The sequence below is a fragment of the Metasolibacillus sp. FSL H7-0170 genome (assembly GCF_038593115.1).
In the GTDB taxonomy this organism is placed as follows: domain Bacteria; phylum Bacillota; class Bacilli; order Bacillales_A; family Planococcaceae; genus Metasolibacillus; species Metasolibacillus fluoroglycofenilyticus.
In genome coordinates this window covers 1,855,045-1,869,988 of the sequence record NZ_CP151964.1, presented here as the reverse complement: position 1 = coordinate 1,869,988, position 14,944 = coordinate 1,855,045, and the positions used below count along the sequence as shown (strand labels likewise).

General features: G+C 38.1%; 14 protein-coding genes. 11 read left to right on the top strand and 3 right to left on the bottom strand.

Features of this window, described 5'->3' with window-relative positions; all coding sequences use genetic code 11:
* The first annotated feature begins 9 nt into the window (after positions 1 to 9).
* The 5 genes from MHH70_RS08690 (at position 10) to MHH70_RS08670 (ending at position 3,017) form a co-directional block, all read left to right on the top strand.
* Entirely contained in the window at positions 10 to 846 is an 837-nt protein-coding gene (locus MHH70_RS08690; protein WP_107942047.1) for a flagellar hook-basal body protein, read from the top strand.
* 19 nt (positions 847 to 865) lie between these two features.
* A complete protein-coding gene (locus tag MHH70_RS08685; RefSeq protein WP_342473101.1) occupies positions 866 to 1,144 on the top strand; it encodes a DNA-directed RNA polymerase subunit beta in 279 nt (92 codons plus the stop codon).
* 257 nt (positions 1,145 to 1,401) lie between these two features.
* Positions 1,402 to 1,839, top strand: coding sequence for a 3-hydroxyacyl-ACP dehydratase FabZ (fabZ, locus tag MHH70_RS08680; protein ID WP_066168316.1), 438 nt, complete (start codon positions 1,402 to 1,404; stop codon positions 1,837 to 1,839).
* Positions 1,840 to 2,176: 337 nt separating this feature from the next.
* On the top strand, positions 2,177 to 2,560 hold the full coding sequence (locus tag MHH70_RS08675; RefSeq protein WP_066168318.1) for a hypothetical protein: 384 nt from the start codon (positions 2,177 to 2,179) through the stop codon (positions 2,558 to 2,560).
* 97 nt (positions 2,561 to 2,657) lie between these two features.
* Positions 2,658 to 3,017 carry a hypothetical protein gene (locus MHH70_RS08670; RefSeq protein WP_066168321.1) on the top strand — a complete coding sequence of 120 codons (360 nt, stop codon included), beginning with the start codon at positions 2,658 to 2,660 and terminating at the stop codon, positions 3,015 to 3,017.
* Between the two features lie 436 nt (positions 3,018 to 3,453).
* On the opposite strand, the gene MHH70_RS08665 is transcribed toward MHH70_RS08670, so the two are convergent.
* The gene (locus MHH70_RS08665; RefSeq protein ID WP_066168323.1) at positions 3,454 to 3,882 is read right to left on the bottom strand and encodes a YwpF family protein; all 429 of its coding nucleotides are present in this window, start codon (positions 3,880 to 3,882) and stop codon (positions 3,454 to 3,456) included.
* A gap of 307 nt (positions 3,883 to 4,189) precedes the next feature.
* Here MHH70_RS08665 and ssb point away from each other — a divergent pair, with 307 nt between their 5' ends.
* On the top strand, positions 4,190 to 4,609 hold the full coding sequence (gene ssb / locus MHH70_RS08660; protein ID WP_107942049.1) for a single-stranded DNA-binding protein: 420 nt from the start codon (positions 4,190 to 4,192) through the stop codon (positions 4,607 to 4,609).
* A 183-nt stretch (positions 4,610 to 4,792) separates the two neighbouring features.
* On the opposite strand, the gene MHH70_RS08655 is transcribed toward ssb, so the two are convergent.
* Together MHH70_RS08655 and MHH70_RS08650 are read right to left on the bottom strand one after the other, a co-directional pair.
* Positions 4,793 to 7,534: a DEAD/DEAH box helicase gene (locus MHH70_RS08655; RefSeq protein WP_342473100.1), complete on the bottom strand. Its 2,742-nt coding sequence runs from the start codon at positions 7,532 to 7,534 to the stop codon at positions 4,793 to 4,795.
* An 11-nt stretch (positions 7,535 to 7,545) separates the two neighbouring features.
* A complete protein-coding gene (locus MHH70_RS08650; protein ID WP_342473099.1) occupies positions 7,546 to 9,111 on the bottom strand; it encodes a hypothetical protein in 1,566 nt (521 codons plus the stop codon).
* A gap of 111 nt (positions 9,112 to 9,222) precedes the next feature.
* On the opposite strand from MHH70_RS08650, the gene MHH70_RS08645 reads away from it, so the two are divergent.
* The 5 genes from MHH70_RS08645 to MHH70_RS08625 all read left to right on the top strand — a co-directional run bounded on the left by MHH70_RS08645 (position 9,223) and on the right by MHH70_RS08625 (position 14,211).
* A complete protein-coding gene (locus MHH70_RS08645; RefSeq protein WP_342473098.1) occupies positions 9,223 to 10,206 on the top strand; it encodes an Rpn family recombination-promoting nuclease/putative transposase in 984 nt (327 codons plus the stop codon).
* A gap of 103 nt (positions 10,207 to 10,309) precedes the next feature.
* Positions 10,310 to 10,771 carry a transcriptional regulator gene (locus MHH70_RS08640; RefSeq protein ID WP_066168331.1) on the top strand — a complete coding sequence of 154 codons (462 nt, stop codon included), beginning with the start codon at positions 10,310 to 10,312 and terminating at the stop codon, positions 10,769 to 10,771.
* Positions 10,772 to 11,152: 381 nt separating this feature from the next.
* A complete protein-coding gene (locus tag MHH70_RS08635) occupies positions 11,153 to 11,986 on the top strand; it encodes a flagellin (protein WP_342473097.1) in 834 nt (277 codons plus the stop codon).
* Positions 11,987 to 12,156: 170 nt separating this feature from the next.
* Positions 12,157 to 13,425, top strand: coding sequence for a nucleotide sugar dehydrogenase (locus MHH70_RS08630; protein ID WP_342473096.1), 1,269 nt, complete (start codon positions 12,157 to 12,159; stop codon positions 13,423 to 13,425).
* Between the two features lie 66 nt (positions 13,426 to 13,491).
* Entirely contained in the window at positions 13,492 to 14,211 is a 720-nt protein-coding gene (locus MHH70_RS08625; RefSeq protein ID WP_342473094.1) for a WecB/TagA/CpsF family glycosyltransferase, read from the top strand.
* Positions 14,212 to 14,944: the final 733 nt, after the last annotated feature.

The following is a 14,944-nucleotide window of genomic DNA, read 5'->3' as shown; positions in this document are numbered from 1 at the left end:
GATGATTGCATGCTACGCACAATGGTAACGGCAACAAATACATTAACACAGCTACAAACAAAATTAGATACAATTAGCAATAACCTTGCAAATAGTAGTACACATGGCTATAAAGCGAAGGACGCACAATTTTCAGAGCTGCTTTACCAGCAATACAATAACGATAAATTGGATAAAACTTTGCGCCAATCACCTGTAGGGATTCGTTATGGTGTTGGAGCACATGTATCGCTAGTCCAATCAAATCAAAAGCAAGGCTCATTACAGAGTACAGGACGCGACCTTGACTTTGCATTTACGAAGGAAAATCAATATTTCAATATTTTAATGCCAGATGGTGATGGTCAGCGCACAGCGTATACACGTCAAGGTGATTTTTATGTATCGCCAATGGAAAACGGACAAATGATGCTTGTAAATGCCGATGGATATCCAGTAGCAGATAGCGATGGAAATGCTATTTACTTCCCTGATTTTGCAACAGGCTTTACATTATCTCAAGATGGTCGCTTAAATGTGAATTACCCAGATGGTGATGTAATAGCAGTGGATTTAGCCGTATCGGAATTACAAAAGCCTCAAGCAATGGAGCAAATTAGTGGTACATATATTGGCTTGCCGACTAATTTAGCAGCTCTTGGCTACACGCAAGCAGATATTTTAACGGATTTACAAGGAGCGGGTCGTGCGGAAATTGGTTTGAGTATCCAAACATTGGAAATGTCGAATGTGGATATTTCGAAGGAAATGACAGACTTGATTGCTACGCAGCGCTCATATCAATTTAATTCACGCGCAGTCACACTTGCAGACCAAATGCTAGGGCTCATTAACGGTATTCGATAAGCATAAGGGAGTATAATAAATGACGAACGAATTCAATGAACAAGATGTAGCCCCCAAAAAAAGAAGAAGACGTAGTGAGGAAATTGAGGCAAAAGAAACGACGAAACGAATACGTTGGGTACAAATACGCCTAATTCCAATTTGGCTGCGAATTGTACTTGTACTAGCCCTATTAGTTGGTGCAGCAATTGGTGGTGTCATGTTTGGTTACGGCTTTCTCGGAGGCGGAGAAGCAAACGATGCGTTAAAATGGAGCACGTGGCAACATATATTTGATATCATCGAAGGAAAAGAATAAAGTGCATTGATTTGCTAAGAAAGCCATTTCCTTTTGTTTTATTTAAGTTAAGGGAAATGTAAGCAAAACTAGCTGCAAACGGCTGTTAGATAATGTAGGTGCCAACCTATTTACCTAACAGCCAAATGTCATGCATGAATTACCAAATTAGATTGGAATTTCAGCAAAATCCAGCCTAGAGTTAGTTAAGGCGTAATTAATAAATTCCTGTATAATAATTACCATACATAAGATTAAATAGGAGTGGAGGCTTTTTTATGTTAAATGCAGAACAAATTCAAGCAATTTTACCGCACCGCTACCCATTTTTATTAGTTGATCGCATTTTAGAAATTGAAGTTGGTAAGAGCGCGGTAGGTATTAAAAATGTTACGGTAAATGAAGAATTTTTTAATGGTCATTTCCCTGGCTACCCAGTAATGCCAGGTGTTCTTATTGTAGAGGCACTAGCACAAGTAGGTGGCGTTGCCTTATTAAGCTCAGATGAATTTAAAGGACGTATTGTCTTTTTAACAGGTATAGATAATTGTCGCTTTAAACGCCAAGTTGTACCAGGCGATCAATTAAAAATGGAAGTAGAATTTGTCAAGCTGCGTGGTCAAATGGGTAAAGGACATGCCGTAGCAACAGTTGATGGTGAGCTGGTTTGTGAAACGGATATTTTATTTGCAATAGGACCAGTTCAGCCGAAGTAATTGAAAAAACCAATTTTTTCAGATAACCTAGTACTATTTGCATTTACAAAGAAAAAACTATAAGATGTATAGGTTGACTTATTTTAATTCAACATATTTTTCATGTTGCAAAAGTAAAGCGGTAAATATATAGCGTTCCCATTAGTGAATGGGCAGATTACTTAGTCAAAGAGTACGGCATTGTTGTTGAAATGACTGAGTTTGATTTAAAGGCTTTGGCGAATATTACAGATTTTGATGAGATTTCCCTCACGAACTCAAAAAATTTGGATTAAAATTAGCTAAAGTGCAATTGATTGAAAGGGTTGGCTTTTAAACGTAGGAGGTTTAAATTTTTATGTATAAAGAACTGTCTTCAGGTGTAAAAATAAGTATTACACGATCAATTTCCACATCATTTGAGCTTTATTTAGCAAGCATTGAGTGGGATGAAGATAAATTTTCAATGGAAGATTTCATGACAAGTTGGCAGCAATATTTTACAGAAAATGCGGCTTGGTTTGATAAAGTACCTCACGAAGTATTAGTAAGCGAAGAGTTTCATAATGAAATTGCCAAAAAGGTAGACGAAGTAATTGCAAAAATTTTAGGAGAAGAGCCAACGAAAAAGCAAATCGACTCCATTGCTAAAATGCAAAAAAAATTAGGCACAAATTACACATTCGGCTGCAAAGCAGAGGCGGCTTATGTTGAGCAAGTGTTGAAAGAAAAATTAAAATAGAACTATAAAATTTTCGGATAGTTCCCTTCATTCCCGGGCACTCTAATAAACGATCAAGTATTGATCAGATGAGTCCATGGAAAGGAGGGAATTTCTTATGTGGAAAGGTTTGTTTGCAGCAACATTACTTGCTACGTCATTATTAGCTGGGTGTAATACAGGAGATCGTAATGCGATGAACGATAATACACCAGCAAACGAAATTCGTCGTGGGGTGGATGATGTTATTGATAATAACTATACACCACGCTACAATAACGAAATAAATAACACAGCACCTAATGGCACAGTGAATCCTGCTACTGGGGGCAATCGTAATGGCGCAGAAGTTGACCGCGTCGCGCCAAATGATGGTGTTGGCAACGATGGTCAAGTTATTGAACGTCGTGTAAATGAAGAGGACATTATCGAAGATCCAGCAGACATGCGCGATCGCAATAATTTAGACAACCGCTAAAGAAAAAGACGTCCCCCAAGCAGCGTATTGCCTGCTTGGGGGACGTTTTTAATGATATTTTATCAAAGGAATAACGAAATAAAATAAAAGAGCGTTTCTTTGAAAAGTCGTCAATTTATTCAAAAAGCCATTAATAAATCAGGGAAAGTTTCAAATATATTCGAGAAATCGCAAATAAATCGAGGCAAGTCGCAAATATATACGAAAAGTCGCAAATAAACCAAGGCAAGTCGCAAATATATTCGAGAAGTCGCAAATAAACCGGGTCAAGTCGCAAATATATTCAAGAAATCGCCAATAACTCAAGGCGAGTTACTAAATCCAATATTTACTCCATTCTCAAAGAAAGCCTCACTATTTTAAACAGTTGTTATTTTGATGAAACGCTATCGAAATATCCTCTAAGCAAAGCAGGGTTTTTGGACGCCCATATCAATCATTGCTGTCTATTTAATTTAGGTCGCTCTTTCATATCATGCTGGAAGCGCTGTAAGAGCTCGTCACTTGATAAACCTTCTTCTAATAGCTGTTGTAATAAGAGCTCCGCATATTTTTGGCGACGCGCTTTAATTGAACCTTTTAATAACACTGACAAGCGGTCACCGATTTCAGTAATTGTGCTAACGATTAAAGAAAATGGCGCAGGCTCATTATCAGGAAAGGAGATAACGGCATGTGCGTCAAACACGCTATTATTTTCCTGTAGTGTTTTAAATATAGAATGGTACTCATTTGGAATAAACAGCTCAAGTACCCATGATTGATGACTATCCTCTAAATTAATCGTCAATCCATCAATAATGCGTATTGGTTGTATAGTATCGTCAGTTAGTAAATCAAATGCCATCAATTTAAAAGTCTTCAAACACATAGCCTCCTTCAAAGTAAATTTCGTTCACTCATTAATTGAAAAAGACTTTTCTTTCAAGTCATTAACAAAATAGTCTTTGTTTAAGTATAACATACAAAAAATGCGAAACTTAATATTTGCGCATATTCCCAATAAAGCTTTTACTGACATGGGTTAGAGCACTAAAATATGACAAAATAAATTTTAAAAAGGGTCAAAAATTTAAGTTTGGCTAGTCAAAACTATAGCAAATGTCACTTTTCAGATTTTGCCAAATTTTATTGCTGTGAGGTATAGTATTGCTAACGAAGGAGGTGAATCAATGAATCAAATCGGACTTGTTGGACGTTTAACAAAAAATCCACAGTTACGACAATTATCTGATACGAAAGTACAAACAAGCTTCGTATTAGCAATCAATCGCAATTATCGTAATAACGAAGGCAGTGTAGATGCAGATTATGTTTTGTGTGTCGCATGGGGAAGACTAGCAGAGCATATTGTGAAATATTGCGGTAAAGGTTCTTTAATTGGTATTAATGGGCGCTTACATACACGCTCTTACATTAATAAAGAAAATAACCGTATCTTTGCGATGGATGTCGTTGCTGAAGGCGTCCGATTTTATGCTTTGAAACAAAGTGTGCCGACAAGCAATGTGACTGAGGAGTCCAACGATGAAATGCGGCACGTATCGGAGCATTTCACTTTACCAGAAGATACACTGCCAATCAACCTTTAGAAACAACTGCTACAAAACTAACTTCTATCTTAAACTAAAAATGTAAAGGAGTGAAAAAAGTACCCCTTAACCGCATAGCAAATTCTAAAATTCACAACTGAATAAAATGTAGAGAACAAAAAAAGCGTCCTATCTTTTGGCGCAAAGATAGGACGCTATTAAATGAGTACAAATTTTGGGGTTTTATCTAACTAAATCAAGTGAAAAAAGTTCGCGTAGCTCATCATCTTGAAGCTCCGTAAGCCATTTGCTTGATTGAATTAGCTCTTCTGATAAAGCTGATTTTAAAGTTAACATTTTATCGATTTTTTCTTCAATTGTGCCAAGTGTCATAAATTTATGAACTTGCACAAATTGAGTTTGACCAATTCGGTAGGCCCGATCTGTAGCCTGATTTTCCACTGCGGGATTCCACCAGCGGTCAGCATGCAAGACATGGCTAGCAGCAGTTAAGTTTAATCCTGTTCCTCCAGCTTTTAACGATAAAATAAAAATTGGAAATTCCCCCGCTTGAAATGCTTCAACTAAGTGATCGCGCTGCTTTTTTGGCATACTGCCTGTTAAAAATGGGACGTCAATATCATACAGCTCAGCAAAGCAATGCTGTAAAATATTGCCCATGCCAATATATTGCGTGAAAATTAAACATTGCTCTCCGTTATGAACGATTTCAGCCGTTAAATCTACAATACGTTTTAGTTTTACAGAACGGCTTAGCATCGTCTTCGCATCATCAAAAGGCTCCTTTAAATAAAGTGCAGGATGATTACATAGCTGCTTTAATTTATTTAGCATTTTTAAAATGCGCCCTCTTTTTTCAAAGCCCGTTAGCTGCTCAAGCTGTGCTGCAGTATCTTCAATATAGCTTTCATAAAGGGCAGCTTGCTCCGCTGTTAATGGGCAAAATTCCTGAATTTCCTGCTTATCAGGTAAATTCAACATTAATTTTGAATCGCGCTTTATACGACGAAGTAAAAATGGTTGAATTTTTGCTCGTAGTAGCTCCTTATGTTGCTCAGAGTCATCGCGCTCAATCGGCAAAATAAATTGCTCTTGGAATTTCGTAAAGCTACCAAGATAGCCTTTATGAATAAAATCAAAAATAGCCCAAAGCTCCGACAAACGATTTTCGACAGGTGTGCCTGTCAATGCAATATGATGCTCACCACGCAATTTACGAATAGCACGGGATTGCATTGTTTGCATATTTTTAATATTTTGTGCCTCATCTAAAATAATGCTCGACCAGCTAAAATGTTGTAAAAACTCTGCATCCTGTGAAATAGTTCCGTATGTCGATAGCACAATTTGAGGCATTGCTCGTTTCATTTCATCACGGAGCAAAGCATCCTTTAAGCGATTAGCTCCGTAATGCGTATAAATTGTTAAAGAGGGTGCGAAGCGCTCCAGTTCCTTTTGCCAATTTCCTAGAACCGAGGTTGGGCAAATAATAATTGCAGGTTCTGTTACATCAAGTGTATTAATCGTATATAAAAGATAGCTAATTGTTTGAATTGTTTTACCAAGCCCCATATCATCGGCTAGACAAGCACCGAATTTTTGCTTTCGCATAAAGACAAGCCACTCAAAGCCTTGTTGCTGATAGGGACGTAAATCTGCTTCCAACTGTGACGGTACAGGAACGCTTGGAAGACCCTGTTTTTCCTGTAATTGCTGTAAATATTGCTGGAGAGATTTTTGCATTTCAAATGCTAATATAGGGTTGTCACGTTCAGCATCCTCTTCATCAAGCTCTTCTACTGGTGCTGTTAAAGTTTCTGGTAACTCTCTAAACAGTAGCTCTTTTACTGTCCACTGTTCATTGGTCGCTTTATCCATTAGCTCACGCATTTCTTGCATCCACACTGCATCAATGCGGAACCATTCTGTACCGACACGCATAAATTCACGCTTTTCTTCCACAAGTTTTCGAAACTGCTCCGCAGAAATATGTTCGCCGTTCATTGAAAATTGCCATTTGAATGTTAAAACATCATCGAGACTTGCGACAGAACGTGTAGATGCTTGACCTGCACTTACTTGGACACGTATTTTTGATTGCTTTAATTCTTTCAACCAAGCTGGCAAAATAACCTCATAGCCAAGTGCCTGTAAAACGGCAATATCATCACGCAAAAAAAGCTTTACTTGTGCGTCTGAAAGGTTGTGATATAAAAAGCCTTCAGATTCTAGGTTTAGTAATGACAGCATTTGCTGTTGAATTGCTGTGATATCTGCTGAAAGAGCTTTCCATTTATCGGGCAAAGCCTCCTCAATTGCTAACCTACGCTTTCGTACAGCAGGTGTCCAATGTTTTTCTGTTGCTGTAATTAAAACAGATTCTAACAGCCACTCAGTACTTATCTCATTGGGCTCGCTCAAACGTAAGGCAAACTTTAAATCAGCGATATTTTGCTCACTTTGCAGTGGCCAGCCGCCATCCGCAAAAAATGGCACAAGCTCCTTCCATTGTTCAAACTGTAGTCCATTGCTCGAAAGCTTTTGCATAGCAGCAGTAGCCAAAACATTTTCTTTATCGTGTTCGAAATATAGCGTTTGTTCATTAAAGTAGGCAGTTCGCCAAAGCGTGCTACTTCTCCATTGCGGAACAAGCTCGTGGAAAGTTCCAAGTAATGCCTCAGATGTAGCATCCGCTCCGACAATGTTAAGTAAAGGATGCTTAAAAGAAGGTGAGAGCACATCTAATAGCTCGGCCGCTGACAATGTAATATCGCGCTCATCTAATGGTACAATAAGTCCGTAAAAATTCGCTTCATATTTATAAAAAAGCTGTGATATCCAGCTTTCAGGAGGTGAGATTAAACCATCTTCGTGTAAAGCCATGATTGCATAATAGCCATTTTGAAGCTGCGTAATTTTTAAACGCAGCAACTTTACAAAGGGTGATGTGAATGTGTCGGTCATATAAAAACTCCTTAAATGAGATTGCTCTTATCCAATTCTTCCTGCAATGCACGCAGGCGCTTGAATTGTTTTTGTACAGTTTGCATGTAATTTGTCCAATACGTCATTTTGCCAGCTTTTTTAGCAACACTTTTCATCGATTTCCAAATACGAATTGCCTGTTTATAATTCAGACGTGATTTTTGGCGTAGCTCCTCTAATGCATAATAATGATAAAGAGGTAATGCAGCAGCAGGTGCCTCATTGACCACCGTTTTCAAGCCCCTTGCCTCTAGATAACTGATGGAAGAAGGGTAAAGCTGCTGCAGGGCTACCCATTCATCATAGCGAGCCTGTCGCAGCAAAAAATCTGCATAAGGCTGTATACCATAACGACCAAACGCTTGATAAAGTACAACTGCCTCCTGCTCGGAAAGTTCTATATTGGCATAAAGTGCATTTACTTCTTTAATAAATGGTGGACGTTGCTGAGGTGCGAGTGTATTATGAATAAAATTTTCCAAATGTAGTAGCATCGCTCTTAATAATATTTGCAAACCTTCCATATAATGTTTCGATGCTAATTTTGCAATAAGCAAATAAAAATGAAGGTCCGACGTATCAATATAGGATAGCTGTTCATTAAGTTTTGCGCTGTCCCTTAGAAGAACGTAAAAAAGTGTATGGCCAGTAGCTATAGGAAAATCACTATTGACGTGTAGTTTTTCTAATAAAAATAGCTCTTTCTCATAGCGATTTTTTTCATTAAAAACATCTGTCCAAATTGTTAAATAAAATTGAAAACGTATTTGTGGCTGACCATCCTTTTCAAAAAGAAGCTCACGCACACTATCCTGTATGGCATCAAAGAATGGGTCTGTTGCAAAGAGACGTGATTTCGTACTTAACTCAGATGTTATTGCTTGTATAGTTTCAAGTCTAATGTTCATCGCAGCCTCAAAATAATAGTTGTGAACTGATGAGTTTGTCTGATTCAAGTGAGCCCATAGCTTATTTAAAACAGCTAGCTCCATAAACAATTTGAAGAGAGGCTGCCATTCACGTTCAAGTGGTGTATAGCGCTGTAGCTTTGAATGTACAGTCGTTAGCAATGCCGAAATAGAGTAGCTTTCAATTGCTTTAGAGCCATACAGCAAATGTTGCATTACTTCATCCACCATACGTTGCCAGCTTTCAGGGCTACGCTCAGTAGCTAAAGATTTCAAATGAACGTTTTTTTGCGCTCGCCAATTGCTTGTCCATTCTTGCACAGAGCCTAAATATTGATAAAGCCCAAGAATCACACCAAGCTTATGGCGACAGCAATTTTGCTGGGGGCATGTACATGCTATGAGCTGTTGACTGAAGTCAACAGTCACTTCAGCAGGTCGCACATCTTGTACAACTGTAAATAGTACATCCTTTTGTGCAACAAAACGCTCAAATAGCACAGATTTATTTCGCACAGAAAAGACGGCACGTCGTACTAGCTCTTCATCTTCGATTGACGAAGGCTGCAATAAACGTTCCATTACCTCCAACTGCTGACGAATAAACGCCGAATGACGATGCGCAACATCGGATATTGATAAAGCCATAATCGTTTCTCTCCTAAAAAAGTCGTTCCTTCCATTATACCTCGAAAAATGAGTAAACGTAAGCTGAATCCCTCAATATAAATATGCTAAAATAATAGAAAGGGGGAGCGAATGAATAAAAAAGCATTACGTCGCATCCCATTGGAAAAGCTACTCGACTTAAAAATAGATTTTGCTTTCAAGCAACTTTTTGGCAATGAACAGAATAAGCATATAACAGTCGTCTTCCTAAATGCCATTTTGCAAAAAACTGGACGTAACAATGTGCAAGAAATTTACTTTCAAAATAATGAATTTTCTGGGGAATTTGAGGACGATAAGCAGTCCCGACTTGATATTGTAGTAAAAACACAACTAGGCGAACTCATTAATATTGAAATGCAACTAACGCAAAAAGAAAGTATGTTCAAACGTACGCTCTATTATTGGGCGGGTCTTTACAGAGCCCCACTAAAAAAGGGGCAAGGCTACAATAAACTAAATCCAACGATTACGATTAATATTTGTAATTACACACTCATTACCGACAACCCGCACTATCACAGTACCTATCATCTATATGAGGACAGCACCCGGCAACGATTATTACAAGCTGGTGATGTATTAGAAATCCATTTCATTGAAATGAATAAATTTTTAAATGCATGGTTTGCGGAACAAGTCAGCCCACTCGACGATATCCTCGCCAAATGGCTAATGCTTCTCGGAGCGGTAGATGCCCGCAAGCCCCATGTATACAGCCAAATCTATAAAGAACTGGAGGAATTAGCGATGGAAGACAAAAACCTACAACAAGCCTTTACCGCTTGGGAAGAACTAAGCCAAACGCCAGAATCCCGAATAGCCTATGAATCCCGTCTCAAATACATCCTAGACGAAGAAGCCGGCAAGCAAGATGCCCATGCTGCAGGGTATAGGGAAGGGATAGAGCATGGGATTGAGCAAGGAATTGAGCAAGGAATTGAGCTGGGCAGAGAGCAGACGGCAATAACAATGTTGACTGAAGGAATGCCACCCCATCTAATTGCAAAAATGACGGGCTTCCCTTTAGAGAAAATTCAGCAATTGCGTAGTCGTGTTGATGAACGAATGTAATTATAAAAATCTCTTATGAAATTAAGGGGAAAGATGTTTGAAAGTACGCACTGATGGAGAAAATAAACTGTAATAGAACCGGAAATATTTAAGGAGGGTGAAAGTGATTCGCATCCAGTTTATGAAGCCATTGTATACAAGGATGGCTGGAGCAAAGTTATGTTTAGTTTTTGCTTATCAGCATCTTTCGATTATGAAGGAGGAAGAGTTATTTCATTTTATTCCTTTAGATGGAAAAGAAATGGTTGTTAATCTGAAAACGTATAAAATAGAAAATGTGTCAGATGTTTTTGTATTCCAAAATGGTAGTCGTTTTATACGAATCCCTCTTTACCAATTATTGCTTATATCGAATATTTACGATTATTTACTACCAATTATCGAGGAGAAAGTAGCGAATACAGTGACAGAGGATTTAACGGAATCAGAACATGAAGCTTCTTCTATTATCCGTGAATTAGAGGGGAAAAATGCAGAGCGGCTAATTGATTATGCCTTAACTGAGCGCAATGAAACGATGTTCTACAATTTAGTCTGGCATTTAGAGCAGCGCGGCATGCTATAACACCTTCCAAAATCTGAGGAGGTGTTTTTTGGTTGTAAATTAAGTGCCAGCCATTTGACAATACTTGTTGATACATCAAAATCACTAGGACAATAGCAATGATGTTCGACAAAATGTTGATTCAACTAACTAGAGAAGGCTTTTTTAAAAAATGTGATGAACATTGGCTACCCCTTTAATAAAAGTGGAGTGATAAAAACCGCCGCATCAAAATAAATTGGATTTTTCGAACACCTTCGTCAATAGAATCAAGAATACCGCCAATAGAACCACAAAAACCACGTAGATGTTCGAGGTCAGTTTCTCACTCAAGTGACATTCAATTATAAACTCTTCTCAATTCGAGCCGATATAAACAAAAACAATGAAGGAGGGCGACGGATGTTAGGTCAATGGAATTCGCTTGGCTACTCCATATTGAATAATATGAATCGTCATTATGCGTCGGCGAATAAAGCGTTATTACGTATTTCGTCAGGTTATCGGATTAATAGTGCGGCAGATGATGCTGCAGGGCTAGCGATTTCAGAGAAAATGCGTGCCCAAATTCGCGGTTTAAATATGGCGGGTAAAAATATTCAAGATGGAATTTCCCTTGTGCAAACGGCAGAGGGAGCATTGAATGAGACACATGCGATGATTCAGCGAATGCGTGAGTTGGCTGTACAGGCGGCGAACGATACGCTAACGGATAAGGATCGCGAGTTAATTAATCAGGAGTATCAGCAGTTGAAGGAGGAAATTACTCGTTCAGCTCAGCAAACGGAGTTCAATACGAGGAAGTTATTGAATGGTGATTATGAGAATAATCCGTTAAAAATTCAAGCAGGTGCGAATTCAGGACAGACAATTGATTTATATATTGGAGGTATGGACTCTACGAAGCTCGGTCTTGATGATTCTGATATTTTAACACAGGAAAATGCAGATAAAGCAATCGGAGAGCTTGACGATGCGCTACATAAAGTATCAATGGAGCGTTCGCGTATGGGAGCTTATCAAAACCGAATGGAGCATGCCTATAATAATGTTATGAACACAGCAGAAAATTTAACAGCTGCTGAATCACGCATTCGTGATGCGGATATTGCGAAGGAAATGATGAATTATGTACGTGCCAATATTTTATTGCAGGCAAGTCAATACGTACTGCGTTTGCATATGCAGCAGGCTCAATCTGTATTAATACTGTTGGATACGGGACGTAGAAAATAAGGAGCGACTGTAGGGATTCCCTACAGTCGTTTTATATATGATAAAATTATTTCACAACAAGCATCAAAAAGTTGTATACTGTAAAGCAGTAGGTTTTCGAACCATTTTGCCAGAAAATGCGTCTGTAAGTATATACATTCGCTCTTTGAAGATGAAAGGAAGTAACGAGCATGACAAAATCAATTTGTGTTATTGGTTTAGGATATATTGGCCTGCCAACAGCCGTAATGTTTGCAAACTATGGCGTAAAAGTACATGGGGTAGACTTAAATCCCGCCGCAGTAAAAAGTATTCAGGAAAAACGGCTACATATTGAAGAGGAAGGTCTACAGGAGCGCTTAAATAAAGCAGTAGATGAAGGGCTGTTAACTGCGTCGACGTCGCCACAGGAGGCGGATGTCTTTATCGTTGCGGTACCATCACCAATTAATCCTGATAATACGGCTAATTTAGAATATGTGCGTCAAGCGACAGCTTCGATTGTACCGTATATTAAAGAAGGAAACTTAGTTATTTTAGAATCGACAGTACCTCCAAAAACTGTGGAGCATATTATGCTGCCGGAATTGGTAAAATCAGGCTTAGAAATCGGTACACAAATTTATGTTGCACACTCACCAGAGCGGGTAATTCCAGGGCGTATTTTTGAGGAGCTTGTGAAAAATGACCGTATTGTAGGTGGAATTAATGAAAAATCGGCTCAACTAACGAAGGAGCTATATGAAAATTTCGTTGAAGGCACAATCCATTTAACAGATGCAACGACAGCTGAGCTTGTAAAAGTAATGGAAAACACATATCGCGATGTCAATATTGCATTTGCTAATGAGCTAGCAAAAATGGCTGAAAAGTTAGATGTGAACATTTGGGAAGCAATTAAATTTGCCAATTATCACCCGCGTGTTAATGTCCATTTTCCGGGGCCTGGTGTCGGCGGCCACTGTATCGCAGTGGACCCATGGTTTTTAGTTGAAATCGGTGGTGGACAAGCGGAAATCATTCATTTATCACGCAATACGAATGATGGTATGCCAAGCTATACAGCACAAAAAACGCAGGCGATTTTAAATCAAAACAACATTGCAGGTGCGACTGTTGGTGTGCTAGGTCTAGCGTTTAAAGGAAATGTAGACGATATGCGTGAAAGTCCGTCGACAGCCGTTATTAATGAATTACAAAACTTAGGCTTAAAGGTCGTGTCATTTGACCCACATATAAAAGAAAACAAGCACGCAACACAAACGCAAAGCTTTGAGGAAGTAGTAGGGGTTGCGGATATTTTACTATGTTTAACTGATCATAATGAATTTAAAGTATTAAATCCAGAAACATTGGCATCGCACAATAAAATTGTATTCGATACGAAAAACTGCTTAAATCGTGCAAAATGGGAGCAAGCGGGCTATCAATTCCACTTACTTGGGGATGCTAAAAATTAACAGATGGTGTCCGAAAAGCAGTGCATAGCACTGCTTTTTTACGCCTTCATGAAAGGACGAAAAGGAATGAAAGAAACCGTATTGGGCATAAAGGTCAATACAGAAGGCTACGATGAGCTATTACCCATCGTGTTTGAGCAAATTGAATTAAAGAAAAAGTCTTTAATCGTAGCGATTAACCCAGAGAAAATTATTAAGGCGAAGGAAGACCCTGCCTTAAAGGAGCTACTCAATAATGCAGAATTTCAAATTCCGGACGGGATTGGAGTTATTCTTGCATCAAAAATTCAAAAAGGACAAATTACATCGCGCGTAACAGGTGTTGATATGATGATGCGCCTATGTGAAGAGGCAGCGAAGCGTCGCAAGCCAATCTTCTTGTATGGTGGCAAGCCAGGAGTTGCAGAGAAGGCAGCGGATAAACTTCGAGAAATCTATCCAAACATTAATATAGTAGGAACTCAGGACGGCTACGAAAAAGATAACGACAAAGTGTTAGCTAAAATTAATGAAGCGAAGCCTGATTTACTGTTCGTAGCAATGGGTTCACCAAAGCAGGAAAATTGGATTAATGCCAATCGCAATCAGCTCCACCCAACGATATATCAAGGGGTAGGTGGCTCATTTGATGTGCTAGCAGGCAATGTCAAGCGTGCACCAGAAGCATTCCAAAAAGTGGGGATGGAGTGGTTTTATCGCCTGATGAAAGAGCCTCATCGCATAAAACGACAAATTTCGCTACCACTGTTTTTGCTAGAAGTAGCAAGGGATAAAAAGAAGAAATAAGCACCATCGAAAAAAATATTGTGTAATCTTTGTAATAATTGATTGTTAAATTGTAATGTTAGTGTTACACTGTATCCATAGTAAGATTTCCTCTTATGATAAAGAGTTTAAAATTTTCCCTGCAAGGAAAAAAACGGTTGGTAGCCCAAGAAGAAGGTTTAAGCAGCAAATGCTTAAACCTTCTTCTTTTTGTGTGGAAAAATGAAAATCACCCAATCGCTCACAAAAGAAGCATCAAAATTCGAATATAAGGAGTTTTTGATTGAAATTACTAAAAAACAAATAAATGCCCAATAAATGAATAAAAAATGAATGCATAAAATATGAACAATGAAAATATAATGCCATTGTACGCTAAAAACCTAATAAAAATAGAATAAAATATAAAAAGTCAAAATACCTACACTATTCAATTTTGGTGTTTAATTGATATTAATTCGTAATAAAACAATTATAAGTCGTAAAAATAACAAAAACAAAAACTTTCTAATAGACGATAATAGTTAACTTTATATATTTGTGAATAAAATGTTGTTTTACTAAGTAGTTTTATGTCATAATATAAGAAATTCGAAGTCGCTCTGCAATACAGCTTGTTGCATATTTTAATTGTAACAAATGATGGCAATTCTGTTTTTGTTTTAAAAAAGGATTGACATTGTAATTGTATACTACTAGAATTTATGTGTAGTTAGTTTATCTACACTATTTTTGTAGTGAGAGACTAAGAGAT

Bases quoted from the DNA above. Each gene is read 5' to 3' on its own strand.
- MHH70_RS08690 (WP_107942047.1), top strand. From the start codon at position 10: ATGCTACGCACAATGGTAACGGCAACAAATACATTAACACAGCTACAA.
- MHH70_RS08685 (WP_342473101.1), top strand. From the start codon at position 866: ATGACGAACGAATTCAATGAACAAGATGTAGCCCCCAAAAAAAGAAGA.
- fabZ (WP_066168316.1), top strand. From the start codon at position 1,402: ATGTTAAATGCAGAACAAATTCAAGCAATTTTACCGCACCGCTACCCA.
- MHH70_RS08675 (WP_066168318.1), top strand. From the start codon at position 2,177: ATGTATAAAGAACTGTCTTCAGGTGTAAAAATAAGTATTACACGATCA.
- MHH70_RS08670 (WP_066168321.1), top strand. From the start codon at position 2,658: ATGTGGAAAGGTTTGTTTGCAGCAACATTACTTGCTACGTCATTATTA.
- ssb (WP_107942049.1), top strand. From the start codon at position 4,190: ATGAATCAAATCGGACTTGTTGGACGTTTAACAAAAAATCCACAGTTA.
- MHH70_RS08655 (WP_342473100.1), bottom strand. From the start codon at position 7,534: ATGACCGACACATTCACATCACCCTTTGTAAAGTTGCTGCGTTTAAAA.
- MHH70_RS08650 (WP_342473099.1), bottom strand. From the start codon at position 9,111: ATGGCTTTATCAATATCCGATGTTGCGCATCGTCATTCGGCGTTTATT.
- MHH70_RS08645 (WP_342473098.1), top strand. From the start codon at position 9,223: ATGAATAAAAAAGCATTACGTCGCATCCCATTGGAAAAGCTACTCGAC.
- MHH70_RS08635 (WP_342473097.1), top strand. From the start codon at position 11,153: ATGTTAGGTCAATGGAATTCGCTTGGCTACTCCATATTGAATAATATG.
- MHH70_RS08630 (WP_342473096.1), top strand. From the start codon at position 12,157: ATGACAAAATCAATTTGTGTTATTGGTTTAGGATATATTGGCCTGCCA.
- MHH70_RS08625 (WP_342473094.1), top strand. From the start codon at position 13,492: ATGAAAGAAACCGTATTGGGCATAAAGGTCAATACAGAAGGCTACGAT.